Annotated in this window: 24 protein-coding genes; 16 read left to right on the top strand and 8 right to left on the bottom strand. The window is 70.3% G+C overall.

Features of this window, described 5'->3' with window-relative positions; all coding sequences use genetic code 11:
- Positions 1-4: 4 nt before the first annotated feature.
- On the bottom strand, positions 5-1,657 hold the full coding sequence (locus G6034_RS01070) for a bifunctional 3'-5' exonuclease/DNA polymerase (protein ID WP_176633240.1): 1,653 nt from the start codon (positions 1,655-1,657) through the stop codon (positions 5-7).
- A gap of 193 nt (positions 1,658-1,850) precedes the next feature.
- Here G6034_RS01070 and ssd point away from each other — a divergent pair, with 193 nt between their 5' ends.
- The 7 genes from ssd to G6034_RS01035 all read left to right on the top strand — a co-directional run bounded on the left by ssd (position 1,851) and on the right by G6034_RS01035 (position 7,495).
- A complete protein-coding gene (gene ssd, locus G6034_RS01065) occupies positions 1,851-3,071 on the top strand; it encodes a septum site-determining protein Ssd (RefSeq protein ID WP_176633239.1) in 1,221 nt (406 codons plus the stop codon).
- Between the two features lie 53 nt (positions 3,072-3,124).
- The gene (locus tag G6034_RS01060; protein WP_343037892.1) at positions 3,125-4,396 is read left to right on the top strand and encodes a TadA family conjugal transfer-associated ATPase; all 1,272 of its coding nucleotides are present in this window, start codon (positions 3,125-3,127) and stop codon (positions 4,394-4,396) included.
- Positions 4,384-5,268, top strand: a complete 885-nt coding sequence (locus tag G6034_RS01055; RefSeq protein ID WP_176633238.1) for a type II secretion system F family protein — start codon at positions 4,384-4,386, stop codon at positions 5,266-5,268. The genes G6034_RS01060 and G6034_RS01055 overlap by 13 nt, the downstream gene beginning before the upstream one ends.
- Complete coding sequence (locus tag G6034_RS01050; protein WP_176633237.1) at positions 5,268-5,888, top strand: type II secretion system F family protein; 621 nt, start codon at positions 5,268-5,270, stop codon at positions 5,886-5,888. The genes G6034_RS01055 and G6034_RS01050 overlap by 1 nt, the downstream gene beginning before the upstream one ends.
- Positions 5,889-6,093: 205 nt before the next feature.
- Positions 6,094-6,375, top strand: a complete 282-nt coding sequence (locus G6034_RS01045; protein WP_176633236.1) for a DUF4244 domain-containing protein — start codon at positions 6,094-6,096, stop codon at positions 6,373-6,375.
- A 15-nt stretch (positions 6,376-6,390) separates the two neighbouring features.
- Entirely contained in the window at positions 6,391-7,131 is a 741-nt protein-coding gene (locus G6034_RS01040; protein WP_218063414.1) for a TadE family type IV pilus minor pilin, read from the top strand.
- Positions 7,124-7,495, top strand: a complete 372-nt coding sequence (locus G6034_RS01035; protein WP_176633234.1) for an Rv3654c family TadE-like protein — start codon at positions 7,124-7,126, stop codon at positions 7,493-7,495. Before G6034_RS01040 ends, G6034_RS01035 begins: the two co-directional genes overlap by 8 nt.
- A 3-nt stretch (positions 7,496-7,498) precedes the next feature.
- Here the strand turns inward: G6034_RS01035 and G6034_RS01030 are convergent, their stop codons facing one another.
- Positions 7,499-9,826, bottom strand: a complete 2,328-nt coding sequence (locus tag G6034_RS01030; protein ID WP_176633233.1) for a DEAD/DEAH box helicase — start codon at positions 9,824-9,826, stop codon at positions 7,499-7,501.
- Between the two features lie 98 nt (positions 9,827-9,924).
- Complete coding sequence (locus G6034_RS01025; RefSeq protein ID WP_176633232.1) at positions 9,925-10,641, bottom strand: GNAT family N-acetyltransferase; 717 nt, start codon at positions 10,639-10,641, stop codon at positions 9,925-9,927.
- Positions 10,642-10,717: 76 nt separating this feature from the next.
- Here G6034_RS01025 and trhO point away from each other — a divergent pair, with 76 nt between their 5' ends.
- The 7 genes from trhO (at position 10,718) to proC (ending at position 20,470) form a co-directional block, all read left to right on the top strand.
- Positions 10,718-11,611 (top strand): oxygen-dependent tRNA uridine(34) hydroxylase TrhO, encoded by an 894-nt coding sequence (trhO, locus tag G6034_RS01020; protein WP_176633231.1) that lies wholly within the window; start codon positions 10,718-10,720, stop codon positions 11,609-11,611.
- A gap of 107 nt (positions 11,612-11,718) precedes the next feature.
- Positions 11,719-13,392 (top strand): DUF7059 domain-containing protein, encoded by a 1,674-nt coding sequence (locus tag G6034_RS01015; protein ID WP_176633230.1) that lies wholly within the window; start codon positions 11,719-11,721, stop codon positions 13,390-13,392.
- Between the two features lie 106 nt (positions 13,393-13,498).
- Positions 13,499-14,245 (top strand): MgtC/SapB family protein, encoded by a 747-nt coding sequence (locus G6034_RS01010; protein ID WP_176633229.1) that lies wholly within the window; start codon positions 13,499-13,501, stop codon positions 14,243-14,245.
- A 178-nt stretch (positions 14,246-14,423) separates the two neighbouring features.
- Entirely contained in the window at positions 14,424-17,162 is a 2,739-nt protein-coding gene (topA, locus tag G6034_RS01005) for a type I DNA topoisomerase (protein WP_176633228.1), read from the top strand.
- Positions 17,163-17,207: 45 nt separating this feature from the next.
- On the top strand, positions 17,208-18,194 hold the full coding sequence (locus G6034_RS01000; protein WP_176633227.1) for a Ppx/GppA family phosphatase: 987 nt from the start codon (positions 17,208-17,210) through the stop codon (positions 18,192-18,194).
- A gap of 6 nt (positions 18,195-18,200) precedes the next feature.
- The gene (locus G6034_RS00995) at positions 18,201-19,058 is read left to right on the top strand and encodes a sugar phosphate isomerase/epimerase family protein (RefSeq protein WP_176633226.1); all 858 of its coding nucleotides are present in this window, start codon (positions 18,201-18,203) and stop codon (positions 19,056-19,058) included.
- A 575-nt stretch (positions 19,059-19,633) separates the two neighbouring features.
- On the top strand, positions 19,634-20,470 hold the full coding sequence (proC, locus tag G6034_RS00990) for a pyrroline-5-carboxylate reductase (RefSeq protein WP_176633225.1): 837 nt from the start codon (positions 19,634-19,636) through the stop codon (positions 20,468-20,470).
- Here the strand turns inward: proC and G6034_RS00985 are convergent.
- The 5 genes from G6034_RS00985 to G6034_RS00965 are packed head-to-tail and all read right to left on the bottom strand — an operon-like array spanning position 20,457 to position 24,325.
- Entirely contained in the window at positions 20,457-21,083 is a 627-nt protein-coding gene (locus G6034_RS00985) for a methylated-DNA--[protein]-cysteine S-methyltransferase (protein WP_176633224.1), read from the bottom strand. The genes proC and G6034_RS00985 overlap by 14 nt on opposite strands.
- A complete protein-coding gene (locus G6034_RS00980) occupies positions 21,080-21,691 on the bottom strand; it encodes an RNA polymerase sigma factor (protein WP_218063411.1) in 612 nt (203 codons plus the stop codon). The genes G6034_RS00985 and G6034_RS00980 overlap by 4 nt, the downstream gene beginning before the upstream one ends.
- On the bottom strand, positions 21,688-22,197 hold the full coding sequence (locus G6034_RS00975) for a methylated-DNA--[protein]-cysteine S-methyltransferase (RefSeq protein ID WP_176633223.1): 510 nt from the start codon (positions 22,195-22,197) through the stop codon (positions 21,688-21,690). Before G6034_RS00975 ends, G6034_RS00980 begins: the two co-directional genes overlap by 4 nt.
- Before the next feature lie 51 nt (positions 22,198-22,248).
- Positions 22,249-22,935, bottom strand: a complete 687-nt coding sequence (locus G6034_RS00970) for a potassium channel family protein (RefSeq protein ID WP_176633222.1) — start codon at positions 22,933-22,935, stop codon at positions 22,249-22,251.
- A complete protein-coding gene (locus tag G6034_RS00965) occupies positions 22,928-24,325 on the bottom strand; it encodes a TrkH family potassium uptake protein (RefSeq protein ID WP_246295188.1) in 1,398 nt (465 codons plus the stop codon). The genes G6034_RS00970 and G6034_RS00965 overlap by 8 nt, the downstream gene beginning before the upstream one ends.
- A 161-nt stretch (positions 24,326-24,486) precedes the next feature.
- Between G6034_RS00965 and G6034_RS00960 the strand changes: the two genes are divergently transcribed.
- Both G6034_RS00960 and G6034_RS00955 read left to right on the top strand, forming a co-directional pair.
- Positions 24,487-25,635, top strand: coding sequence for an acetoin utilization protein AcuC (locus G6034_RS00960; protein ID WP_176633221.1), 1,149 nt, complete (start codon positions 24,487-24,489; stop codon positions 25,633-25,635).
- Positions 25,636-25,682: 47 nt separating this feature from the next.
- Positions 25,683-26,327: an ArsR/SmtB family transcription factor gene (locus G6034_RS00955; RefSeq protein ID WP_176633220.1), complete on the top strand. Its 645-nt coding sequence runs from the start codon at positions 25,683-25,685 to the stop codon at positions 26,325-26,327.
- Positions 26,328-26,366: the final 39 nt, after the last annotated feature.

Raw genomic sequence — 26,366 nt, 5'->3', positions numbered from 1 at the left:
CGCGTCACTTGGCGTCCGCGTAGGACTCCACGACTGTCACGTTGACGGGAAACTCCAGCGGGATCCGGCCAAACAGCAGCCGGGTGGCGGCCCTCGAGGACTCGTGGACCATCCCGGCCACGGTCTCCACCAGCGCGTCGGGGCAGTGCACCATGACCTCGTCGTGCAGGAAGAACACCAGGGCAGGACCGGGCGCCAAGGTGCGCAGCCCGCGCCGCAGTTCCGCGAGCCAGCAGCAGGCCCATTCGGCCGCCGTCCCCTGCACCACGAAGTTGCGGGTGAAGCGCCCGCGCGACCGCGCCGCCGACTCGGCCCGGCGCTGTTCGTCGGCCGTGCTGCTGCGCTGGGCGGCCCGCCACTGCTCGGAAACCGGTGGGGTGCTGCGCCCGAGGTGCGTGGACACCTGTTCACCGCGTTCACCGGCACGGGCGGCGTCCTCCACGAACCCCACGGCCTGCGGATACATGCGCGCCAGCTGGGGCATCAGGCGTCCGGACTCGCCGGACGTCGACCCGTAGATGGCGCCCAGCAGGGCCACCTTGGCCAGGGCGCGCTCACCGCCAAACCCCTGGGCGGCGATGCCGGCGTACAGGTCCTTGTCCCGGCCGGCGGCCGCCATGGCGGAATCCTGTGCCAGGGCGGCCAGCACCCGCGGCTCAAGCTGGGCGGCGTCGGCCACGATCAGCTTGTGGCCGGGGTCCGCCACGGCCGCTCCGCGGATTTGCTTGGGAATCTGCATGGCGCCGCCGCCGCGGGAGGCCCACCGGCCGGACACCACGCCCCCCACCACGTACTCGGAATGGAAGCGGCCGTCCCGCACCCACTGCTCGAGCCACGACCACCCGTTGGTGGTGAACAGCCGGCTCAACTTGCGGTAGGCCAGCAGGGGCGCGATGGCGGGATGCTTGAATTCCTGCAGTTCCCAGGAGCGGGTGGACTTGGCCTCGATCCCGGCACGGTGCAGGGCCCGCATCAGGTCCTGCGGGGAGTCCGGGTTCAGGGCCGGCGCGTCCAGGGCGGCCCGCAGCTCCACGGCCAGGGCCTCCAGCTTGGGTGGCCGGGCATGGTCCGGCGGCTCGGTGCCCAACAGTTCATCCAACAGCCTCCTATGCAGATCGGTGCGCCAGGGGATGCCTTCATTCTGCATCTCCGCGGCGACCAGGGAGCACGCGGACTCCGCGGTGGTGAGAAGCGCCAGCCTGGCCGGGTGTGTGGAGGAGGCAATGGCAGCCTTTTGGGCGGCCAGTTCCGCAGCCACGGCGTCAAGGTCCCAGCCTGGGTTCCTGGCGGGCTGGTCAAACAGACTGCCCTGGGCATCATCGGCGCCGGCGGCCGGCGGCTGCTCCGGCGGCAGGATCCGAGCCCTCTGCCGGTAGCCGGTGCCCGCCGTGAACTGCGAATGCAGCAGGATCGCCTGGCACAGGGCCAGGTCATGGCACCGTTCCACCCGTGTGCCGGAAGCCAGCAGCCCGGGATACCAATTTTGCGCCCGGTCCCACACCCATCTGGGCCGGTGCTCCGCCTCCAGGGTCCGCACGAGGGCGGCCAGCGAATCGCGCGGCACCTGCCGGGAGGGCGCTGCGGGGCTGCCGTCGGGCGTCCACAGCTGGAGCTTCACTGCGGCGGGCTCCGCTGCGGTGGCCAATAACGCGTACATTCCTCCATTCTCCACTGCCTAGACACGCATTCGAATATTTGGACGATTCTTTGGCCGGTCCGGGGCGGAACGCCGTGGACCGCTGCGGTCCCGGCCGAGATTGCCTCCTCCACATCCGTGCCGGCCGTGCACTTTGTCACCATTCGGCCGGACGCCACTGGAACGGCGTCCGGGGCGGGCGGACAGTGGATTCATGACCAGTCGAATGAATGCCCGCCACGGGCCGGATGCGGGCACGGCCCTGCAGGCGGCACCGGTCCCCCGCGAGGCCGGGACGCGCTGGCTGCCCGGGACCGAAACCACGGTGATGGTCATTTCCGGCTCGCCCGCGCTCCACGGCGAGGTGGCGCGCGTTTGCGCGGCAGCCGCCGTCGGTCTGGTCATTGCTGAAACCGTGGAACAAAGCGGCGGGAGGTGGGGCGAGGTTGCGGCGGTCCTGATGGGGAGCGATGTCGCGGGCGGGCTGCCCGGCTGGCGCGGGCCCACCGTGGTGGTGGGGCCGACCGGGGACGCGGCACGGATGTGGCGGCAGGCCTCCCGGCTTGGCGCGGACAAGGTGGCCGTGCTGCCGGATTCGGCCCAGTGGCTGGCCAACTATTTCACCCGTCTGCGGGACCCTGCCGACGGCGCGGCGGTGGTCGGCGTCGTGGGTGGCTGCGGCGGCGCCGGGGCATCAACGCTGTCCGCCCTCATTGCCGGCCACGCGGCGTCCGGGGGCAGGCGCGTGCTGCTGGTGGATGGGGATCCATGGGGCGGGGACCTGGATGCGGCCATGGCGGCGGACAGCGTTCCCGGGCTCCGGTGGCCCGACCTCCTGCAGGCGTCCGGGGCCATCAACCCGGAGCAGCTGGCCGCGTCGCTTCCGCAGCCAAACGGAATGTCCCTGCTCTCCTGGAGCGCGGCCGGCGATGCCGGTGGCGACGGCGGTGCGGCGGCCGCGGCGGAGGCCGAGGCGGAGGCCGAGGTCATGCGCGCCGCCAGGGAGGCCTTCGGGCTGGTGGTGGTTGATGTCGGCAGGCCGGCACAGCCGGCGCTGGGGCTTGGCATGCACTGTGACGGATTCGTCCTGCTGGTTCCCGGCCGGCTGCGCGCCGCGGCCGCGGCGCAGCGCGTGCTCCGATCCCTGCCGGCCGCACCGGTCGGCCTGGTCGTGGCGGGGCCGCTGCGCGACGGCGTTGACGCCCGGCTTGTCGCCGACAGCGTCGGCGTGCCGCTGGTGGGCCGCCTGCCGCGGATCAGGGGGCTGGAGGAAGCGTTCGACGCCGGTCGGCTTCCGGACATTGCCCGCCACCGGAAAGTGCGCCGCGTGGCGGGCGGGGTCCTGGCCTGGCTGGCCGGGGACGGCATCCCGGAGGATGGCGCCGCGAGTCGCGGGAGGCGTGGCGCCGCGAGTCGCGCGCGGCGTGGGCCGTGACCCGGCACGCGGCCGGGCGCCCGTTCGATGCGCGGAGGCAGGCCGGTCCCGGAATAGTTGCCGCGACCGGTCCCGCGACAGGGGCGCGGCAGGACGGGCCGACGCTTGACCGCGCCCTGCTCGAGTCAGTGCGGCAGGCCGTGCTGGCCGAATCGGGGCCCGTGACTGAGCTGCGGGTGGCGGCTGCGGTAAGCGGGAGCGGCCGGCTGCTGGGCGCCTCGGGCTCGCTCGTGGCCATGGACAGGATCAGCGCCGAGCTGAACGGGCTGGGGCCGCTGCAGTCGCTGGCGCTGGACCCGAACGTTACGGACATCTTTGTCAATGCCCCGGGCTCGGTATGGCTGGACCGCGGCGCCGGCCCGGAGCCGGTGGACGTGGCCTTTGACAGTGAAGTTTCCCTGCGCGCCCTGGCCGTCCGCCTCATTGCCGCCGGCGGCCGGCGCCTGGACGACAGCTCTCCCTGCGTGGATGTAAAGATCGCCCCGGGATACCGCGTCCACGCCGTGCTGCCGCCCATCTCCTCCAAAGGCACCCTGCTCTCGATCAGGATTGGGCGGCGCCGGTCGTTCACCCTGGCCGAACTGCAGGCCGCCGGCTGCGTGCACCCCGCCATGTCGGAGGTGCTGCGGCGCATCATCGGCTGCCGACTGGGGTTCCTGGTCAGCGGCGCCACCGGTGCCGGCAAGACAACGCTGCTTTCCACCCTGCTGGGCCTCTGCCAACCAGCCGAGCGCCTTGTCCTGATTGAAGATGCAGCGGAACTGGAGCCCGCCCACCCCCACGTCCTGACCTTGGAGGCGCGGCATGCGAACGCCGAAGGGGCCGGCAGCGTTGACCTGCAGGAACTGGTGCGCCAGGCTCTGCGCATGAACCCCGGGCGGCTGATCGTGGGGGAATGCCGCGGGCTGGAAGTCCGGGAGCTGCTGATGGCGCTGAACACGGGCCACAGCGGCGGCGGCGGAACCATCCACGCCAACAGCGCCGCGGACGTGCCGGCCCGGCTGGCCGCGCTGGGGGTGCTCGCCGGAATGAGCATCGAGGCCGTGGCGCTCCAGGCGGCCAGTGCCCTTGACGCCGTGATCCACGTGGACCGCGGCATCGGCGGACGGCTGGTCTCCGAAATCGGGGTCGTGGCCCTCCGGGAAGGGCGGCTTGCCGTGATTCCGGCTCTGGTGGTCCGCCCGGCGCCGCCGTCCGACACGGGCGCGCCGGGCGGCGGCGTGCCCGCCCTGCTGCCGTCCGCGGGACCTGCCTGGCCGGAACTGGCGGCGCGGCTGGGGCTGGATCCCCTGCCGCCGGCGGGGCGGGAACCATGGCCGTCATGATGGTGTTCGTGTTCACGGTGGCCGCCTGCCTGTTGTTTTCCGTTCGACGGCGCCGCTGGCCCGGCGTGGCGGGTGGTTCCGGGTCCCGGCGGGACGCCGGCCCCCTGCCGGGTAGGGCAGCGTTTGGCGCGCCGGGGAGTGTCCGCCGGGGCGGCCAGGAGATATCGATGCCCCGCCTGGCCCGGCAGCTGGCGGCCCTGCTCACCTCGGGCCGGAACGGGCCGGTGCTGTGGGCGGCGCTCGCCGATGTCCTTGCCGCCGAGCTGATGTCGGCCCGCCGCAGGCCCGGCGGGGAGGGCCACAGGTACTTTGCCCGGCTGGTCCCGGGACCACCCGCCACGCCGGGGGACGAGTTGGAAAGGCATCCGGCCATTGCCCTCATCCGGGCCGTGGAGCGCGCGAGCGCCCTGGGCCTGCCCACGGCGGAAGCGGTGAGGTCCGCCTGCTGGAAGGGCGCCGGACGGCCGGAGACCGGGGGAGGCCGCCGGGGTGCCGGCGGACTTCCGCAGGAGCAGCGGCAGGTGTGGCTGGAACTTGCCGCCTGCCTTGAAGTGTGCGAGGTCAGCGGCGCACCCGTGGCCGCCGTGCTGGCACGGCTGGCGGACCGCCTGGAAACGGAGGAGGACACGGCCGAACTGCGGAAAACCGCGTTGGCCGGTCCCCGCGCAACGGTCCGGCTGCTGGCCTGGCTGCCGTTCGTGGGGCTTGGACTGGGCATGGCCATGGGAGTGGACCCGCTCGGGGTCTTGTTGGGCGGACCTTTTGGCTGGGCATGCCTGGGAACCGGTTTGGCCCTCGTGGCCGCGGGGCGGTGGTGGTCGCACCACCTGATTAGTGCGGCCGCGCGCCCAGCTCCGGGAAGTGGCCGGTAATGGCCGCACTGGGGGTTTTCATCATGCTGGCGCTGGCGGCAGGGTGCCTCCTGCATGCCGATGCAGCGCCGCGTTGGTCCGGTGGCACGGCCGGCTCCGCTGCGGCGCGGTTCCGCGCGGGGGAAGACGACCGACGGGCGGGGGCCGCATTCCCCGCATTTGGCTGGCGCGGCCCCACCGAGGCAGCTGGCGGGATCGCGGATGTTCCGCTCCTGTTGGAACTGCTGGGCGCGGCCCTGGACGCCGGCCTGGCCATTCCGTGGGCGTTGAAGCTGGTGGCGGGGGTGTCCACGGCACGGATTCGCACGGAACTTTCCCAGGTGGTGGCCGGACTCCAAATCGGGGCTTCCTGGGAACACTCGTGGCAGGGAATGAGCGACAGGGGAGCGGTGGGTCAACTGCATTCCGCCCTGAGCTTTGCGGCCTTGACGGGGGCGCCCGCGGCCCCGCTGCTGTACGCCGCGGCCGCGCAGCGCCGGAGGCAGGCCCAACGGGACGCCGAGAAGAAGGCCGCGGCACTGGGCGTAAGGCTCGTGGTGCCGTTGGGCCTGTGCTCCCTGCCGGCCTTCATCTGCCTTGGAATTGTGCCCGTGGTGGTCGCCATGATCCCGTCCCTTTAGGGGCGGGCCACGGGATCCGCCGTTCAATTGGCCCATTTCTCCCTCCACAGGGGAGGCTGCCCCGCGGCCAGTCCACGACGGCGCGGAGGGGGCTTTCGCGTCGGCCGGAGGCAGGGAAAGGTGGACAACAGGTGTCGCCCCGGCGGCCCGGAGGGCGCCGGCAACGGCCGCGTCTGACAAGCAACGACACACCGAGGAGCCCAAGATGTACAGGACCGATCTTCACGCGGCGGCAGCCGCCCCAGGCGTTCCCGCGCCCCACGCCGCCAACGTCCGCGAAATCTTCCCGGGGGCCAGCAAGGGGGTTCCGGTGGCAAACCCTCCGCGGGTGCGCCGGCCCGGGCCGCAGGCCGGCATGGCGACGGCCGAATACGCCATTGCCACGCTGGCCGCCGTAGGGTTTGCCGGGCTGTTGGTCGTCATTCTCAAGAGCGACGAGGTGCGCGGGTTCCTGCTGAACATCATCCGCACGGCGCTGAGCTTCTGACCCGCACGAACAGGCATGAGGACGATGACGGCCGGTGTCCGGACGAAGGCGGTGGACATGAGGCGGGTGCGCCAGGACACGCCGCCGCCGGGGGAGGCGCAGGCACATGCCCGCGCCCGACGCCCTTCCCCGGGGACCGCATGCGGCCATGGACGCGGACTGCCTGGCGCCGGCCCGAGGGGGTCTGTCACCGCCGAATTTGCCGTCGTCCTGCCGGCCGTCACCGCCTTGCTGGCATTGCTGCTCCTCGGCGCCGGGGCTGGCATCCTGCAGCTGCGGCTGGAGGAAGGCGCCCGGGCGGGAGCCCGCTCGCTGGCCCGGGGCGAATCCGCCGCCCAGGCGCAGGACATCGCCCGAAGGGTGACGGGTGGGGTGGGCACCGTCACGGTTGACCTGGACGGCGGCTATGCGACGGTGACGTTCACCGGCAGGATGTCGGGCCCGCTGGCCGCGATGATGCCCTGGCAACAGACGGCCAGGGCCTCGGCGCGCCTGGAAAGTAACGCCTCTGCCTCGGCACCCGGTGGCACGGGCCGGCCGGGCGCCGCAGGTCCAGGCCCGGGCCGGAAGAAGGTGGCGGCACCCCCGGCCGCAGGCGCGGGGCAGGGAATGCCGCCGCGCAAGTCCGCCCTGTGGCGGTGGGTGCACGTTCCCCTGGCCCCGGAAGGCCGCTCAGTCATGGTGCAGCTTGGACAAGGCGTGGGCGGGCGTGTGGCCGGGCAAGCCTGGTGCCCCGGGGGTCCAGGCCATGTCTGAACGGGGCCGCGGGCCGGCCCATGAGCGGGGTGCCGGGACGGTGGTGGCGGCCGGGCTGGCCATGGCCCTGCTGCTGCTGTTGGGCGGGGTGCTGGGCCTGGGCCAGGCCGCGGCCGCCGCGTCAAGGGCCGCCACGGCGGCAGACCTTGCCGCGCTCGGGGCCGCCGACGCAGCCCGCGGCCTGGCGGACGGTGACCCCTGCCAGGTCGCCGCTGATCTGGCCGCGAGGCATGAGGCCGCACTGACCTCCTGCCAAGTGCTGGGCCCTTGGGCGGACACCGTGCAGGTCGAAGTGTCGGTGCGGACCCCGCTGCCGTGGCCCGCCCACGGACTGGCACGGGCAGGTCCGCCGCCGGGACCGTAGCGGTCAGCCCGCGTGCTTGAGCAGGGTATTCAGGAGGGAGACTGCCCCGGCCTTGTCCAGCGGGTTGTTCTTGTTGCCGCACTTGGGGGACTGCACACAGGACGGGCAGCCGGAATCGCATTCGCAGGCGCTGATCGCGTCGCGGGTTGCCGCCAGCCAGACACGGGCCATGGCAAAGCCGCGCTCGGCGAATCCGGCGCCGCCCGGGTGGCCGTCATAGACAAAGATGGTGGGCTGGCCTGTGTCGGCGTGGAGTGCGGTGGAGACGCCGCCCACGTCCCACCGGTCGCTGGAGGCCACCAGGGGAAGGAGGCCAATGGCAGCGTGTTCGGCGGCGTGCAGGGCCCCGGGAAATTGGGGCTCCACCAGGCCGCCGTCCACGAGGGTGCGGGTGTCCATGGTGAACCACACGGCCTTCGTGAACAGGTCCCTGGCGCCCAGCTCCAGCGGTTCCTCACCCAAAACCTCGTTGGAGATGAAGGCCTTGCGCTGGAACGACACCACCTGGGTGGTCACCTGCACCTCGCCAAAGTGCATTTCAACCGGACCCCACACCTCGTGCCGCTCGGACTCCAGCACGGCAATCTGGGTGACGTCGCGGGCAGTTGTGTAGTAGTCGGGGTTGCCGCGGCGGACCAGGGCGCAATGGTCCTGTTCGTTCAGCTCCAGGACCACGTACGGTTCGCCCTGGTGCACGTACACGGCCCCCTGGTGGGCCTGATAGTGCGACTGGGGAGAGTCCATGGTGCCCAGCAGGGCCCCTGTGTCGGCATCGATGATGTTGATGGGCCCGCCGCCGTCGGCGCGCAGGTTGACCATGGCCGCGGCGCTTTGCGGATGCGTCCAGAACCAGCCGGCCGGGCGCCTGCGCAGGTAGCCGTCGGCAACCAGCTGGTCCAACAGCTTCGCGGCGTTGTCCGGAAACAGGGTCAGGTCCGCGTGGGTGAGGGGAAGTTCGGCTGCGGCGGCGCACAGGTGGGGGCCGAGCACATACGGATTCGAGGGGTCGAACACCGTGGCTTCCACGGGCACGTCAAAGATGGCCTCGGGATGGTGGACCAGGTACGTGTCCAGCGGGTCGTCGCTGGCCACGAACGCGGCGAGCGCGTCCTGTCCCGCACGGCCGGCCCGGCCGATCTGCTGGAACAGGGATGCGCGGGTTCCGGGCCAGCCGGCCACCAGCACGGCGTCCAGGCCGGAGATGTCGATGCCCAATTCCAGGGCGGAGGTGCTGGAGACGCCGAGCAGCTCCCCGGAGCGCAGCGCCCTTTCCAGGGCGCGCCGCTCTTCCGGGAGGTATCCGGAACGGTAGGCGGCCACGCGGCCGGGCAGGCTAGGGTCCACGTTGTCCAACAGGCGCCTGGTGACGCTGGCAATGGTCTCGGCACCGCGCCGGGACTTGATGAACGCGATGGTGCGTACCCGGGCTGAGACCAGGTTGGCGAGGAGGTCGGAGGTTTCCGCAATGGCGGTGCGCCGGGTCTTGGCGCCGTTTTCACCCTTGAACTCGGTGAGCTCGGGTTCCCAGAAGGCCACTGTCGTGGCACCATGCGGGGAGGAGTCCTCGGTCACGGCGGTGACGGCTGCGCCGATCAGCCGGGAAAAAGAATTGCCCGGGTCCGACGACGTCGCGGATGCGCCGATGAAGACGGGGTCCGCCCCGTAGTGGGCGCAGATGCGGCGCAGCCGGCGCAACAGCACCGCCACATGCGATCCAAAAACGCCGCGGTAGCTGTGGGCCTCGTCGACGACCACATACTTCAGGCGCCGGAAGAACCTGGCCCACCACGTGTGGTTGGGCAGCACGCCAAAGTGCAGCATGTCCGGGTTGGCCAGGACAAAGTTGGCGTGGTCGCGAATCCAGCGGCGGTCGGCCGGGGCGGTGTCGCCGTCGTAGGTGGCTGGGCGCAGGGTCGGCAGGTGGAGTGAGGCCAGGGCGGCGAGCTGGTCGGCGGCCAGGGCCTTGGTGGGGGAGAGGTAGAGGGCCACGGCGCCGTCGTGGTCCAGCTTGCCGGGGTTGTCCAGGACCTTAAGCTCGGCCCGGTGGACGGCGTCGACCGCCGGCAGCTGGTAGGCGAGCGACTTGCCCGAGGCGGTGCCGGTGGCCACCACCACGTGTTCGCCGCCATGTGCGGCCTCGGCCCCGGCGAGCTGGTGCAGCCAGGGGGAGTCGACGCCAAGCACGCCATACGCCTGCACGATGTCCGGGTGCACCCACCGCGGCCAGGCCACGGACACGGCCTGCCGTGCCGGAATGTGGTGGACATGCTGCAGCTGGGCGGGACTTTCACCCCCGCCCAGAAGGGAGATGAGGGAATCGTTGGCAGGCACCCCATCATTGTGCCACCGCCGGGCGGCGCAGGAACCACCCGGCGGGCGCGGGAGGCACTGCGGGAACAAGCGGACTGACCGCCGCGGGCGCGCCGGGCTTACAGCCCGGCCATGTCCCGTTCCAGCCGGGCCCGCGGCACCAGCACCGTCACGGCGCCGACGCTGTGCCAGCCCATCTTGGCGTAAAGCCGCTGCCCGTCCGTACTGGCCAGCAGCAGGCCCGTGGTGACCGGGTAGTCCTTGGCATGCGCCGCCAGCGACTGCATCATCAGCCGCCCGAACCCCTGGCGGCGGTGGTCCGGGTGGGTCTCAATCTGGTCAAAGACGGCGTACTCGCCGTAGACGGCCACCTTGCCGCTGGCCAGCACCAGGCGGCCCCGGGCAATCGTGCCGGACAGCCGGGCCTGGCACGCCGACGCTGCGCGGCGTCCGCCCATGCGGGTTACCTGCAGTGTGAGTTCGGGGTCGCCCAGAAAGGGGTCCTGGCTGTCCTGGGCTTCCATCCTGACCGCCATCATTTGTTCGGACGCCGAGAGCATGCCCAGCCCCGCGGCGTGGGCCTGCCTGACGTAGCGGTGGATGTCCGGGCCCAGCACGCACATGGCCCGGTTCTCGGCCTGTGCCACGTGGGCGGCGAGGACGGCAAAGTCCGCTGCTGCCGGGTCGCAGATGAAGTATTCCCAGTCACCGCTTCGGTCCAGGCGCAGCGCGCCGTGATAGCCCGTGTCGAAGGAGGTCCGGTAGCTGCGGAGCGCCGTCCACCCGGTAAACCAGGCGTCCAGCAGTCCGTCAAGTTCCGTGGAACCAGATGTCATGCCCCCAGCCTATGACGGGGCCCGCCCCACGGGCGACGGCATGGCCGGTTTGGCGCCACCCCGTACGCTTAAAAGCGTGGCGTTGAACAAAATTGTGCTCTTTTACGGCTTCACCCCTGTCCCGGATCCGGAGGCGGTGCGGCTCTGGCAGCGGGCCCTGTGCGAAAAACTCGGCCTCAGGGGCCGGATCCTCATCTCCAAGGACGGCATCAACGCCACGGTCGGCGGCGACATCAGGGACCTCAAGCAGTACCTGAAGACCACGCGCGAGTACGCCGGGTTCAAGGGCATCGCCGTCAAGTGGTCCGACGGCACCGGCGACGACTTCCCCCGCCTCAGCGTGAAGGCCCGCGCGGAAATCGTCAGTTTCGGCGCGCCCGGGGAACTCAGGGTCGATGAAAACGGCGTCATTGGCGGCGGGACGCATTTGAAGCCCGAGGAGCTCCACGAACTGGTGGCCGCCAAGGAGTCCGCCGGCGAGGAGGTCGTCTTCTTTGACGGCCGCAACGCCTTTGAAGCCCGGATCGGCAGGTTCAAGAACGCCATCGTCCCCGACGTCGCCACCACGCACGACTTCATCGCCGAACTGGACTCCGGCAAGTACGACGCGCTCAAGGACAAGCCGGTCGTCACCTACTGCACCGGTGGCATCCGCTGCGAGGTCCTCAGCTCCCTCATGGTGAACCGAGGCTTCAAGGAGGTCTACCAGATTGACGGCGGCATTGTCCGTTACGGGGAAACCTTCAAGGACCAGGGCCTGTGGGAGGGCTCACTCTACGTCTTCGACAAGCGCATGCACCTGGAGTTCAGCGACGAGGCCGCCACGGTGGGCCGCTGCATCCGCTGCGAGAGTCCCACGAGCAAGTTTGAGAACTGCTCCAACCCCAGCTGCCGCAACCTCAACCTGTATTGCGCCGGCTGCTCAGCCGACCCTGCAACGCTCCACTGCCCCCAGGGCTGCGCAGCCTAGTCCGGCGCCAGGTCCGGCGCCGGGCACCCGCCGTGGGCCCCCGGCAGCGGGCGTCACCGCCAGGACCTCCAAGCCCGTCGAGCGCACCAACTCGTTAGGCTGGTGGCATGACCGATTCAGCCGCCGGCCCCTTCTCCACCGTCCCGGGCGCACCCCGCAGCGACGACCCCGCCCTGCTGGCGTTCCTCGCAGCCGATCTGGCGGCCCTGGACTACACGGTCGATGGCGTGGCGCGGCTTCTGGGCGGGGAAGCCCACCAGGCGTTGGGCCGCGACCAGGTGGTCCCCGCCCAGCTGGCACTGCAAGGGTGCAGCGAGCCGCTGGCAACCGTGGTCCGGCTCTGGCTGCTTGCCGAGCCCGTCGCCGCGTCCGCGCTCGCCGACGCGCTCCCCGCCACGGGCACGGAGGCGCTCGCGTGGCTTGGCCTGGTGGAGCCCGTGGACGGCACGTCCCCGGCCCTGTTGCGTGCCGCAGTGGACCTGCGTCCCTATGGCTGGCCCGCCGAAACCCCCGGCGGCGCCGACACCGACCTCTGGGTGGCCAGCGACCTCGGCGCCCACCAGCGTCCCGGGGTGCTGCGTCACGACCATGTGCTGGGCATCGGCCAGGCGTCGCTCACGCTGGCGCAGGCCACCATCCGCAAGGGGGTGGGCCGCGCCCTGGACCTGGGCACCGGCTGCGGCATCCAGCTGTTCCACCTCCTCCATCACGCCGGCTCGGTGGTGGCCACGGACATTTCCGTCCGCGCCCTGGCGTTCACCCGCTTCAACCTGGTCCTCAACGCCGCAGCCCTGGGCCTGGCCCCCGACGACCTTGACCCAGCCAACAGGGACGCGCGCGTGTCGCTGCGCCTGGGCAGCCTGCTGGAACCGGTGGCAGGGGAGGCCTTTGACCTGGTGGTGTCCAACCCGCCGTTCGTGATCACGCCCCGGCACAGGGGTGAGGACGCCGGCGACCAGTTCACCTACCGGGACGGGGGACTGCCGGGCGACGCCATTGTGGAGACCCTGGTCCGCGGGCTCCCTGCCGTCCTTGCGCCCGGCGGCATCGCCCAGATGCTGGGCAACTGGGAGGTGGTGGACGGGCCCGACGCCGGCGCCCGCGCCCCGTGGACGGCCCGCCCCGCGGAGTGGGTTGCCGACGGCGTGCAGGCCTGGTTCATCCAGCGCGAACAGCTCAGCCCGGGCGCCTACGCCGAAACCTGGCTGCAGGACGCCTCGCAGGGAAGGGACCGGAAGGCCTACGCCGACTCCTACGCGGACTACCTGCTCGACTTCGCCTCGCGCAACGTTTCCGGGGTCGGCTTCGGCTACATCCTGCTGCGCAGGCCGGAGGAGCCCCGGGACCGGGACGCGGCAGGGGACATGGAACCGTTCGGCACCTCCGCCCGCTTTGAGGAAATCCTCCATCCGCTTGAGCAGCCCGTGGGGCCGCACCTGGCGGCCGCGCTGGACCGGGAGGCCTGGCTGGACGCCCGCGGGTCCATCCTGGGCGAGCACCTGGTGGTGGCCGGGGACGTCACGGAGGAACGCCACCAAAAGCCCGGCGCCGAACACCCCGGCGTGATCCTGCTCCGCCAGGGCGCGGGGCTGCGCCGCACCAACCTGCTCAGCACGGAACTGGCCGGCTTCGTCTCCGCCAGCGACGGCGAGCTGGCCGTGGGCCAGCTCATCGGGGCACTGGCGGCGCTGTTGGAACGGCCCGACGCGGCCTTTGCCGAGGGCCTGCACTCCGACGTGCGCAACCTGGTCCGCGACGGCTTCCTGCTCCCCGCCGGGTGATGCGGCGTGCCCGAATGACCGGTCAGAGGTGATGCGGCGTGCCCGGGCGAGCGGTAGGTTGGGGGCAACGGGCTGCCGGCGGTTGTTGTGAGTGCAAGGAGGCACCATGCTACTGAGTCCCCACGCGCCGTGGTGGGCCATCCTGCTCTGCCTCGCGGCCGCCGTCGTCCTTCCCACGTTGATCGGGCTCGAACGGCAGGTCAACAACAAGTCGGCCGGGATGCGCACGCACGCCCTGGTGGGCCTGGGCGCGGCGTTGTTTGTGGTGGTCGGCAAGTACGGCTTTTCCGACGTCCTGGACATCAACCTGGTCCGCCTGGACCCGTCCCGGGTGGCGGCCCAGATTGTCTCGGGGATCGGCTTCATCGGCGCCGGGCTGGTGTTTGTGCGCCGCAACAAGGTCCGCGGGCTGACCACGGCGTCGTCCATCTGGCTCACGGCGGCGGTGGGCGCGGCGGCCGGTGCCGGGCTGGTGCTGTATGCGGCGTTCGTCACGGCCGCCTACTTCCTCATCGTGCTGGCCTACTCGAAGGTCCTGGAGCGCGGGCGCCTGTTTGGCCGCCGCTACCATGTGCTGCAGGTGCAGTATGTCGACGGCACCGGGGCGCTGCGGGAAATCCTGCAGACCTGCACGCGGCAGGGCTTCCAGATCCTCGGCTTCAACACCCGCCCGGTCCCGGAGGGCGGGGGCACCATGGGCCGGCTTTTCAACACCGAATCGCTGCCCGAATCCGCCCGCCTGGTGGAGGTCGAGCTGGAGATTGAGGGCCTGGGCCCCAAGGACGGGCTGCTCTCCGAACTGGCCCGCCTGGCCACCATCGCCGCGGTGACGTTCGACGACGAAATAGAGTAGCCGCGCCGCCCGCCGGCCGCCGTGCGCGGCACCCGCCGTCGGGCCCGTGGCGGGGCCGGGCGGCGGTCCGGGATTCGGCCTCCGTTTCGCCTCCAATACATGTTCGCGGTAAAAATATGGTGAACTAGGCTCATGGGGGGCGCCTCCAGCCCACCCTTTCATTCCCTGTAGGAGTACCGTGCCAAGCAAGGCAGCCAGCAAGCCACAGACCGGCAAGAAGCTCGTCATCGTCGAGTCCCCTGCCAAAAGCAAGACCATCGCCAAGTACCTGGGCGAGGGGTTCGTCGTCGAAGCTTCCATTGGCCACATCCGTGACTTGCCGCAGCCCTCGGACCTGCCCGCAGACCTGAAAAAGTCCGCCATCGGGAAGTTTGCCGTCGACCTGGAAAACGGCTTCAAGCCGTACTACGTCATCTCGCCGGACAAGAAAAAGAAGGTGGCGGAGCTTAAGGCGCAGCTCAAGGACGCCGACGAACTCTACCTCGCAACCGATGGGGACCGCGAAGGCGAAGCCATCGCGTGGCACCTGCTCGAGGTGCTCAAGCCCAAGGTCCCCGTGCACCGCATGACGTTTGCGGAAATCACCAAGGAATCGCTGCAGCGCGCCCTGGGCAACCTGCGCGAGCTGGACACCGACCTGGTGGACGCCCAGGAAACGCGCCGCGTCCTGGACCGCCTGTACGGCTACGAGATTTCCCCCGTGCTCTGGCGCAAGGTTTCCCGCGGCCTGTCCGCCGGCCGTGTGCAGTCCGTGGTGACCCGCATGGTGGTGGAGCGCGAACGCGAGCGCATGGCCTTCCGTTCCGCCGGCTACTGGGACCTGCTGGGCACCTTCACCCCGGACGCCTCGGCGGGCCAGCCGTTTGGCGCCAAGCTGTCGGCCGTGGACGGCAGGCGCGTCGCCTCCGGCCGCGACTTCAACGACAAGGGCGAGCTGACCGGCCGGAACGTCGCACACCTGGACGAGGCCTCCGCCAAGGCCCTGGCGGACGCCCTGCAGCACGCGGACTTCTCCGTCCGCTCCATGGAGCACAAGCCCTACACGCGCCGGCCCGCGGCGCCGTTTACGACGTCGACCCTCCAGCAGGAGGCCGGGCGGAAGCTGCGCTTCTCCTCCAAGTCGACCATGCAGACCGCCCAGCGGCTGTATGAGAACGGTTACATCACCTACATGCGTACCGACTCCTCGGCGCTGAGCGACGAGGCCGTCAACGCCGCCCGGCGCCAGGCCTCGGAACTGTACGGCCCCGAGTTTGTGCCCGCGGCAAAGCGCGTCTACGCCAACAAGAGCTCCAACGCCCAGGAGGCCCACGAGGCGATCCGCCCCGCCGGGGACTCCTTCCGCACCCCGGCCCAGGTGGCCAGCGCCCTGCGCGGCGACGAGTTCAAGCTCTACGAGCTGATCTGGAAGCGCACCGTGGCGTCCCAGATGGCGGACGCCAAGGGCTCGACGGCGACCATCAAGCTGGGCGCCGCGGCCGCCACGGGCCAGGACGCCGAGTTCTCCGCCTCCGGCACCGTCATCACCTTCCGTGGCTTCCTGGCGGCCTACGAGGAAGGCCGCGACGAGTCCCGCAACGACGCCGACGAATCCGAGAGCCGCCTGCCCAACGTGAAGGAGGAGGACGTCCTGACGGCCGCCGACGTCACGGCCAGCGGCCACGAAACGTCCCCGCCGCCGCGCTTCACGGAAGCCTCGCTGACGAAGGAAATGGAGGAGCGGGACATCGGACGCCCGTCCACGTATGCCTCCACGCTGTCCACCATCATGGACCGCGGCTACGTCCGCAAGCAGGGTTCGGCGCTGATCCCCACCTGGATCGCCTTCTCGGTGATCCGCCTGCTGGAACAGCACTTCAGCTCCTACGTTGACTACAAGTTCACCGCCGGCATGGAAACCGGCCTGGACCGCATCGCCAACGGCGAGGACAAGGGCTCCGAATGGCTCAAGCACTTCTACTTTGGTGACGGGGCCGACGCCGGCCTGCTCGCCATCGTGAACAACCTCGGCGAGATCGACGCCCGCGACATCAACTCGATCAAGATCGGTGAGGACCTGGTGCTGCGGGTCGGCAAGTTCGGTCCCTACCTCGAAAGCACCGTCCCCACCCTGGACCCCAAGACCGGGGAGATCATCGAGTCCGCCCGCGCCAACGTCCCCGAGGACCTGGCCCCGGACGAACTCACGCCCGCCAAGGCCCGCGAACTCATGGAGACGGCAGCCCCCGAGGAGCGCGTGCTCGGCGTCGAGGAGGCCACCGGCCGGACCATCGTGGCCAAGAACGGCCGGTACGGGCCGTACGTCACCGAGGTCATCCCGGAGCTGACCGAGGAAGAGATCGCCAACCAGCCGGTCGAGTACTACAAGAACGGCAAGCCGAAGCCGGCGAAGAAGCCCGTCAAGGCCAAGCCGCGCACGGGGTCCCTGTTCAAGTCGATGACCGTGGACAGCGTCACCCTGGACGAGGCACTGCAGCTCATGAGCCTGCCGCGCGTCCTGGGCGCCGACGCCGAGGGCAACGAGATCACGGTGCAGAACGGCCGCTTCGGCCCGTACCTGAAGAAGGGCTCCGACTCCCGCTCCATCGGCTCGGAGGAGGAAATCTTCACGATCACCCTCGAAACGGCGCTGGGGATCTACTCCCAGCCCAAGCAGCGCGGGGCGCGTGCCGCGGTGCCGCCACTGGCCGAGTTTGGCGACGACCCGGTGTCCGGGAAGAAGATCGTGGTGAAGGAAGGCCGCTTTGGCCCCTACATCACCGACGGCGTCACGAACATCACCGTGCCGCGCGGAACGGACGTTGAGGAGCTGACGCACGAGATAGCCGTCGGGCTGCTGGCGGACAAGCGCGAACGCGGCCCCGCCACGCGCACGGCGAAGGCGCCGGCCAAGCGCAAGGTGGCGGCCCGGAAGTAGGAAGTCCGGCACGTGGTGCGGCCACGAACGCGCAATAATGGGCACATGAGATTAGGCGTGCTCGACATCGGTTCCAACACCGTCCACCTGCTGCTTGTTGACGCGCGCCCCGGGGCCAACCCCGTGCCCTATGCCTCGCACAAGCGGTCCCTGAGCCTGGTGCAGTACCTTGACGGCGACGGAAACATCAATGACGAGGGCCAGACCGAGCTCATCGAGTTCATCCTGGAGGCGTGGGAATTTGCCGCCAAGCACCGGGCCAAGGACCTGCTGGCGTTTTGCACCTCAGCCATCCGCGAATCCACCAACGGCGCGGCCGTGCTGGAGCGGGTGCAGCATGAAACCACCATCCGCCTGACCGAGCTGACCGGCGACGAGGAGTCCGCCATGACGTTCTTCGCCGTGCGCCGTTGGCACGGCTGGGGCGCCGGGACCATCCTGAACCTGGACATTGGCGGCGGCTCCTTTGAAATCGCGCAGGGCTCCAACGAGCTGCCCGAGCTGGCCCATTCGGTGCCGCTGGGGGCCGGACGGCTGACCCGCGACTGGCTGGCCGAGGACCCGCCCACGGCCAAGAGCGTCAAGGAACTGCGCAAGCACATCAAGGCGACCCTGAAGGGGCCGGTCGCCGCCACCCAGGCGCTCGGCGCCCCCAATATCGTCACAGGCTCCTCCAAGACGTTCCGGGCGCTGGCGCGCATCACGGGGGCGGCGCCGTCGGCCATGGGACCCTATGTGAGGCGCGAGCTGCACCTGAGCGACCTGGGGCTGTGGAGCCAGCGGCTCTCCGCCATGTCCTCGGCGGACCGGCTGCACCTGCCCGGCGTGTCCGTGGCGCGGGCCGGCCAGGTGCTGGCCGGGGCGCTCGTGGCGCAGTCCGCCCTGGAACTGTTCAAGGTGCAGTCCCTGCAGATCAGCCCCTGGGCGCTGCGCGAGGGGCTGATCCTGCGGCGCCTGGACCAGCTGGTCTTCGACGGCCCGTTGGATCCGCCCGCGCATGTGGGTAGGCTGACCAATTCGGCAACCCTTTAGGCGGACATGAACACTGAACCCCTGGATCCCTCACTTTCCCAAGGCCCGACGGCGGACGGCGGCCACGCGCCGCGGCGCCCGATTCCGGTGGCGCTGTCCACGGCGTCGGTGTACCCGCTGAGCGTGCATGACGGCTTTGCCGTGGCGGCCGACCTGGGGTACGACGGCGTCGAGGTGCTGGTGACCCACAACGGCGACAGCCAGGACGCCCGGGCCCTGAACGCCCTGGCCGAACGCTATGACCAGCCCGTCCTGGCCATCCACGCGCCCACGCTGCTGCTGACCCAGCAGGTGTGGGGGAGCGCCTGGAACAAGGTCCAGCGCTCCGCGCAGCTGGCTGTTGACGTGGGGGCCGATGTGGTGGTGGTGCACCCGCCGTTCCGCTGGCAAAACGACTATGCGTGGACCTTTGCGCACGGGGTGCGGGACATTGCCGACGCCTTTGGGATCCGCATCGCCGTGGAAAACATGTACCCGTGGCGGGTCCGCGGCCGCGAGGCGCTGGCCTACCTGCCGCACTGGGACCCGGTTCCGCAGGACTACCGCGACGTCACGTGGGACTTCTCGCATGCGGCGTCCGCCGGGGCGTCCAGTCTGGACGCCGCCAAGGCGCTTGGTTCGCGGCTGCGGCACATCCACCTGACGGACGGCGTCTCGCCGTCCACCAAGGACCAGCACCTGATCCCCGGCCACGGAACGCAGGAGTGCGTGGAGGTGCTCCAGCACATTGCCGGGAACGGGTTTGACGGCGCCGTGGTGGCCGAGATTTCCACCCGCAAGGCCAAGGGCGCCGGGCAGCGCGAGGAATGGCTGGCGGAAACACTGGAATTTGCCCGCGTCCATCTGGGCCAGACGCTGGACTGACAGCCGGCGGTACTGACAGCCGGCGGTCGGGGACCGTCGGATGGTCCCGATCCTGGACGGCGCCGCTTGTTCAGTTCCGGTGCCCGGTCCTTAAATGCGAAATCGCCGGAGAACATGGGGCCAGTGGATGGGGGGAAACACTGGCGAGTTCTCCGGCGATTTGACTGGTCTTCAGGACAGGACCAGTCCGATCATCACTCGCACCCTTATGAGGTACTTCAAACATTAGGTCCCGTGGTTGGGAAAAGGCCGGGCGCAGGCTGTGCATTTGCCCTTAAGCGTCCTCGCCCCGCGACCGTCCACGTTAAAGCGAGAAACGCCGGAAGCAATGCTGGATCTTGGGGGATGTCCAGCCGCTTCCGACGCTCCGGACCAGCGGTTGAAAACAACTGCCGGACCATCATCACTCGCACCCTTATGAGGCAGTTAAGACACTAGGGGCCCTTTCTGGGCAACGCCCCCCGCGGGGCTGGGAAGAAGCTGGCAATTCCCGTCCGCCCTCGGCGGTCGAGGCCCCCCGGCAGCCCGAAGGGGCCGTTGTTGCATGCGGGGGCCCGGGCAAGAATGATGGGGGCATGAGCAAAAAGATCGCATTTCTAGGCTGTGGGTCCATGGGCGAGGCAATCCTGACGGGGCTGCTTGCTGCCGGGACGCCGCCCCAGGCCGTGACCGTGACCGTCCGTCGGCCCGAACGCGCGGAGGAACTGGCCCAGGCACACGGCGTCACGGCCCTGGCATCCAACGAGGAAGGCAGGGCCAACATCGACGCTGTGGCCGGGGCCGGCGTCGTGCTTCTCGGCGTCAAGCCGGTGGGCATCGCGGCGCTGTGCCGGGAAATCGCCGACGCCCTGGAACCCGGCGCCGTGGTCATCAGCGTCGCCGCGGCCGTTTCACTGGACCAGCTCGAAGGAGCCCTGCGCCCCGGCCAACCCGTTGTGCGCTCGATGCCCAACACGCCGCTGAAGGTGGGGCGCGGCGTGGTGGCGCTCTCCGCCGGAAGCGCCGTTGACGAACACCACCTCGCCGCGGCGCATGAAATCTTTGACGGTTCGGGGGTGGTGTTCGACATTCCCGAGGAACAGCAGGACGCGGTGTCGGCCATCAGCGGCTCCGGTCCCGCCTACGCGTTTTACCTGGCCGAGGCCATGGCCGCCGCGGCCCAGGAACTTGGCCTGCCGGCCGGGATTGCGCAGGTCCTGGCGCGGGAGACCGTGGCCGGCGCCGGCCTCATGTTGGCCGAGCCCGGTGCCGACACCGCCGCCCTGCGCCGGGGGGTGACCAGCCCCAACGGCACCACGGAGCGGGCCATTGACATCTTTGACCGGCAGGGCTTGCCGGGCATTGTGAGGGCGGGTGCCAAGGCGGCCGCGGCCCGGGCCGCCGAGATCACGGAGGAACTCAGGGGCACGTAGCGGCGCCGGCCTCGAGGTCCAGCAGCAGGGCCTTCGCTTCCGTCCCGCCCAGATACGAGCCGCGGCTGCCGTCGGAGCGGACCACGCGGTGGCACGGCACCACCAGCGGCAGCGGGTTGCGGGCACAGGCGGTCCCCACGGCCCGGACGGCGTGGGGGCTGGACGTCAGGGCGGCAACGGTGGCGTAGCTGGCCGTGTGGCCGTAGCCAATCTCGGGCAGGTGGGCCAGCACCTCGCGCCGGAAGCCGGTGGCCAGGCGGAGGTCCAGCGGCAGGTCGAACAGCCGCCGGCGTCCGGCAAAGTATTCCTCCAGTTCCCGCGCGGCGTCATCCAGGCGGGCGGGGGCCCGGAGAATGCGGGGGCTGACCGTCACGGCGAGGGACTGCAGCACGGCGTCGTGCCCCTCCCGGGCAAAGGCCACCCGCACCAGCCCCACCGCGGTGCCGGCCAGCAGCAGGGGACCCACGGGGGAGTCCACCAGGCGGTACGCCACGTCAATCAGGCCGTCCGCGCCGGCGGCGTCGACCAGCGAGGCCCGCAGCCGTGCCACGGCCTCCGCCTCCCCGGCGGCCACGGCGGCAAGTTCCGCCGGCATTTCCAGCTCCGTGCTCATTGCCCTCTCCCTTCCGGGGTGTCCGACATGCCTGTACCCTGCAATATTTCGCGCAGCGCCTTCATCCCGTCGGCCGACGCCCGCCGCGCGGCCGCCTCCGAGTTCCCCAGCAGGCCCGCCACCTCGGCATGCCGGAGCCCGGCCAGGTGGTGGTACACCACCGCTTCCCGCTGCTTCTTGGGCAGCGCGCCAATCGCGGCCCACACGCGGGCCGCGTCCTCTCCCGCCTCCACGGAATGCGCGACGCCGTCCGCTCCACCGGAGGCCGTCCCGCCCGGCGTCCGTGCCGGCAGGCCCCGCGGCAGGCCCCGCGGCAGGCCCCGCGGCAGGGCACCGTCGGCGGCACCCTGCGAGCTGGCGGGGATGGGCAGCCGGCCGGCCTTCCGGTGGTGGTCCAGGGCCTTGTTCCGCGCGATCGTCACCAGCCAGGCCTCGCCGTTGAGCACGGCGGTGGACGGGTAGGCGCGCAGGGCCGCCAGGAACGTTTCCTGCCAGACGTCGTCGGCGTCCTGGACGCCCACCAGGGCCCGGCACACCCGCAGGACTGCCGCGCCATGGGCCTCCACCAGGCGTTCAAACGGCGGCGGCACGTGGCCGGGGCGGCTCAAAACAGCGCTTCGGTGTGGGTCCGCGACGGGTTTTCCAGCTCCAACAGGAACTGCTTGCGCTCCAGTCCGCCGGCGTAGCCCACCAGGGAGCCGTCGGCGCCCACCACGCGGTGGCAGGGGACGATGATGCTGATGGGGTTGCGGCCGTTGGCCGCCCCGACGGCCTGCGCCATGGAACGGCCGCCCAGCATGGCCGCAACGTCGCCGTAGCTTCGCAGCTCCCCGTAAGGGATCTGGCGCAGGGCGTCCCAGACGCGGTGCTGGAAGGCGTTCCCCACGGGTGCCAGCGGCACGGAAAACTCCCGGCGGGCGCCGGCAAAGTATTCGCCCAGCTGCTCCGCGGCCGCGGACAGCACGGGCGAGGCGGACGGGTCCACCCGCTCCCCGAACGATTCCCAACCCGGCCGTCGCAGGTGCTGCGCCATGTACACGGCCGCCAGTCCGGCGTCGTTCGCCACAGCCGTCAGCGGGCCGATGGGCGAGTCAAGAATGGTGTGGCTGTTCATGGTCGTTGCCTTCATGCCCAGTAGACGACGGGGGCCGGGAATGTGTGAGCCTCAGGGCCGGGCGGCGAACCGCTCCAGCAGCTCGACGTTGCCGGAGACAATGAGCATGTCGCGGCTGGAGACGCGGGTTTCCGGCTGCGCGTACGTGAAGTCCTCGCCCGGGGACTTCACGCCCACCACCGTCACGCCGTACCGCCTGCGCACATTGGATTCGGCGAGCGTGAACCCCTGGGTCTCCTTGGGCGGGTACATTTTCACGATGGCGAAGTCGTCGTCGAACTCGATGAAGTCGAGCATGCGCCCGCCCACGAGGTGCGCGGCCCGGACGCCGGCGTCGGCCTCGGGGTAGATAACGTGGTTGGCGCCGATCCGGGTCAGGATCTTGCCGTGCGACTGCGTGATGGCCTTGACCCACAGGTGGTCGATCCCCAGGTCCACCAGGTTCACCGTGATCAGCACGCTGGATTCGATGGACGTGCCCACCCCGACGACGGCGGAGCTGAAGTCCTGCGCGCCGAGCTGGCGCAGCGCGTCGATGTTGGTCGCGTCGGCCTCCACCACGTGGGTGAGGACGCCGGCCCACTTTTGCACCAGGACGGGGTCCCGCTCGATGGCCAGGACCTCCCGGCCCTGCTTGACCAGCTGGTGGGCCGTGGACGCGCCAAAGCGTCCCAGGCCGATCACGAGGACAGGTGCGTTGTGCGGCGGTCGGTTGCTGGAATTTGCCTTGTCAGCCAATGATCGGCCTCTCTTCCGGGTAGTGGTACAGCTGGCGGCGCTGACGCAGGGCCAGGGCGGCCGCCAGCGTGATGGAGCCGACACGGCCGAAGAACATCATGGCACAGAGCACATAGACGCCCGACGGCGGGAGCTCGGCGCTGAGCCCCGTGCTCAGCCCCACTGTGGCGAACGCGGAGATGGTCTCAAACAGGACCCGGTCCAGGCTCTGGCCGGAGATGGCCAGCAGCAGCCCGGTGGCAATCATGACAAGCGTGGCACCCATCATGATCACGGAGATGGCCACGCGCATGGTGCCCTGCGGGATGGTGCGGCCGTAGATCTTCACGTCGTTGTCGCCGCGGGCCTCCGCCACGATGGCCAGGAACATGACGGCGAGGGTGGTGACCTTGATGCCGCCGGCCGTGGACGCGGAGCCGCCGCCCACGAACATGAGGGCGTCGGTGAGCATCATGGTCGAGGAGTGCATGGAGTTCATGTCCACCAGGTTGAAGCCCAGCGAGCGGGTCATGACGGAGGCAAAGATGGAGTGCGTGATCTTGTCGCCCACGTCCATGTTGCCGATGGTGGCCGGATTGGTCCACTCCATGGCGCCCCACAGCACGGCGCCGGCCGCCAGCAGCAGCAGGGAAACTTGGACGGTCAGCTTGGCGTGCAGCGTCCATTTCCTGAACCTGAAGCCGGTGGCCAGCAGCACCATCAGAACCGGGAAGCCCAGGCTGCCGATGAATCCGCCAACCATCAACGGGACCAGGATCCACAGGTCCGCCTCATACGGGACCACGCCGTCGGAATGGGGCGTGAAGCCGGCGTTGTTGAAGGCCGAAATGGAGTAAAACGCGGCATGCCAGATGGCCTGCGGAAGCGTCTCGCCGAGGACCAGGAACCGGGGAGCCATGACCAGCGCCAGTGCGGCCTCAATGGCCACGGAGGTGCTGATGACAATCCGCAGGAGCGTGCCCACCTCGCCCAGCCGCCCGGCATTCATGGCCTCCTGGGCAATCAGCTTCCCGCGCACGCCGAGGCGCTTGCTCACCATCAGGGACATCAGGGAGGCCAGGGTCAGGATGCCCAGGCCGCCCACGAAGATGCCGGTCAGGATGACCAACTGGCCGAAGAAGGACCAATGCAGCGCGGTGGAGACGGTGGTCAGGCCGGTCACGCACACGGCGGAGACGGCGGTGAACAGGGCGTCGTGAAACGCCGTGGCGTGGCCGTCGCGGGAGGCCGCAGGAAGGGACAGCATGACGGTGAAGACCATGATGACCAGCGCGAAGACGGTGAGTGCAAGCCGTGCCGGGGAACTGTTGGCGACCCGGTCCACAAAGTCGCGCACGGCGGCCAATGGCCTGCTGCGTGCCGGGACGGCCTGGATGGGTTTTATGGCCAAGGTGTGCGCCGCGCCTCCTGCCCGTGATAAGCCTGTTCATTCCCTCCCCAGCCCTGCCGATACGGCAAAGCGACAAGGAGTTCGGTAGCCTGTGATGGATGTCATCCATTGCCAGCACCGGGCCAGCGGCCGTCCCGACAAGCATAGTCTGCGATGCGGCCATGTATGCGTACAATTTTGGCCCCAACCACCCCATGTCGCCAAAGCGGCTGGAGCTCACTTCCATGCTGGCCCGCGAGCTGGGCATCTATGCGCTGCCGCACGTGGGCGTGGAGGCCTCCCGTGTGGCGTCCGACAGCGAGCTTGCCACGGTGCACAGCGCCGCCTACATCGCCGCCGTCAAGCGCGTCGGGAACGATCCTTCACTGTCCGACCCGGACCGCGGACTGGGCACCGAGGACGATCCGGCCTTCGCCGGCATGCACGAGGCCAGCGCCCGCCTGGCGGGCGCATCCCTGACGGCGGCCGACGCGCTCATTTCCGGGACTGCCGTGCACGCGGTCAATTTTGGCGGCGGCATGCACCATGCGGACCGGGAGAAGGCCAGCGGCTTTTGCATCTACAATGACGCCGCCATGGCGGTGACGCGCCTGCTGGACTCCGGCGTGTCGAAAGTTGCCTACATCGACATCGACGCCCACCACGGCGACGGGACCCAGAACATCTTCTGGGACGATCCCCGGGTCCTGACCATTTCGCTGCACGAGTCCGGTCTGACCCTCTTCCCCGGCACCGGGTTCGCCAATGAGGTGGGCGGGCCGCGCGCGCAGGGTTCCGCCGTCAATGTTGCGCTCCCGGCCGGCACCTCGGACGGCGGCTGGCTCCGGGCCTTCCACGCCGTGGTGCCGCAGCTGGTGGCTGCCTTCGGCCCGGAGGTCATCGTCAGCCAGCACGGCTGCGACTCGCACCGGGACGACGAGCTTTCGCACTTGAACACGAGCATTGACGCCCAACGGGAGGCCGCGCTGTCCATTGGGGCGCTGGCGGAGCAGGTGTGCGGCGGGCGCTGGCTGGCCATGGGCGGCGGGGGATACAACATTGTCAGCGTGGTGCCGCGCGTGTGGTCCCACCTGATGGCCATTGCGGCGGGGCGGCCGGTGCCGCTGCGGACCCCCGTGCCGCCCCGGTGGCGGGAGCATGTGCTGGAGCGCTATGGCCGGGAGGCGCCATTGCTGATGGGTGAGGACGCGGACATCTGGTGGAGGTCGTGGGAAGTGGGCTACAACCCCTCCGACGCCCTGGACAGGACGGTCATGGCCACGCGCAAGGCTGTCTTTCCGCTGTACGGTTTGGACCCGTGGTTCGACTGAAACCGCATGAAGATGCCGGGGCTGGCATATGTCGTTAGGGTAGTGGGATGGTCGTAGAAGCAGTATTCGCTGTCATTGCCGAGGGAACCCGCCGGGACATCCTGGAAGCGCTGGCGCGCGAGCACAAGGCCGTGGGCCAGCTGGTGGAGGAACTGGGCGTTTCGCAGCCCACCGTGTCCAAGCACCTGCGGGTGCTCCGCGAGGCCGGCGTGGTGACCATGCGCGCCCAGGGACAGAAGCGCTACTACAGCATTAACACCCAGCCGCTGTCGCTGGTCTCGCAATGGCTCGAAGACCTCGGTGCCGGGGTGGGCGCGGCGCCGCGGACGGCGGGCGTGCCCGGCAGCGCCTTCAGCTCCAACGGCGGCGCGGCCGGCCATGGCGGCGTGAACGCCCACGGCGCCGCCGCGGGCAATGGCAATGGCGCCCCGTCCGGCGCCGTCCCGGCAGCGGCGTCGGCAGCTGCCGTGGATGTCCCGGCTGCGGCGCCGATCCGGCCGGTCCCCGAGGCGGCCGCCAGGGCGGCCGCTGCGGCGGCCCCGGCAACCGACAAGGTGCTCGCCACCGCCGGCCCCGCCGATGGGCACGACCCCTCCGTGCAGCAGCAGATATCGCGCAGCGTCGGCCGCGCCGCCAACAAGGCGGCGGACCTGCTGGCCAGCCTGCCGGCCTTCCGCCGCCGCAAGGAGTAGGCCCCCTGCGGGCCAGCCGCGTCACCGGATGGCCCTGAC

It is taken from the genome of Arthrobacter wenxiniae (assembly GCF_013376105.1).
Lineage (GTDB): Bacteria > Actinomycetota > Actinomycetes > Actinomycetales > Micrococcaceae > Specibacter > Specibacter wenxiniae.
Note: the sequence above shows the minus strand (reverse complement) of the source record. Positions and strands in the feature narration are given on the sequence as shown.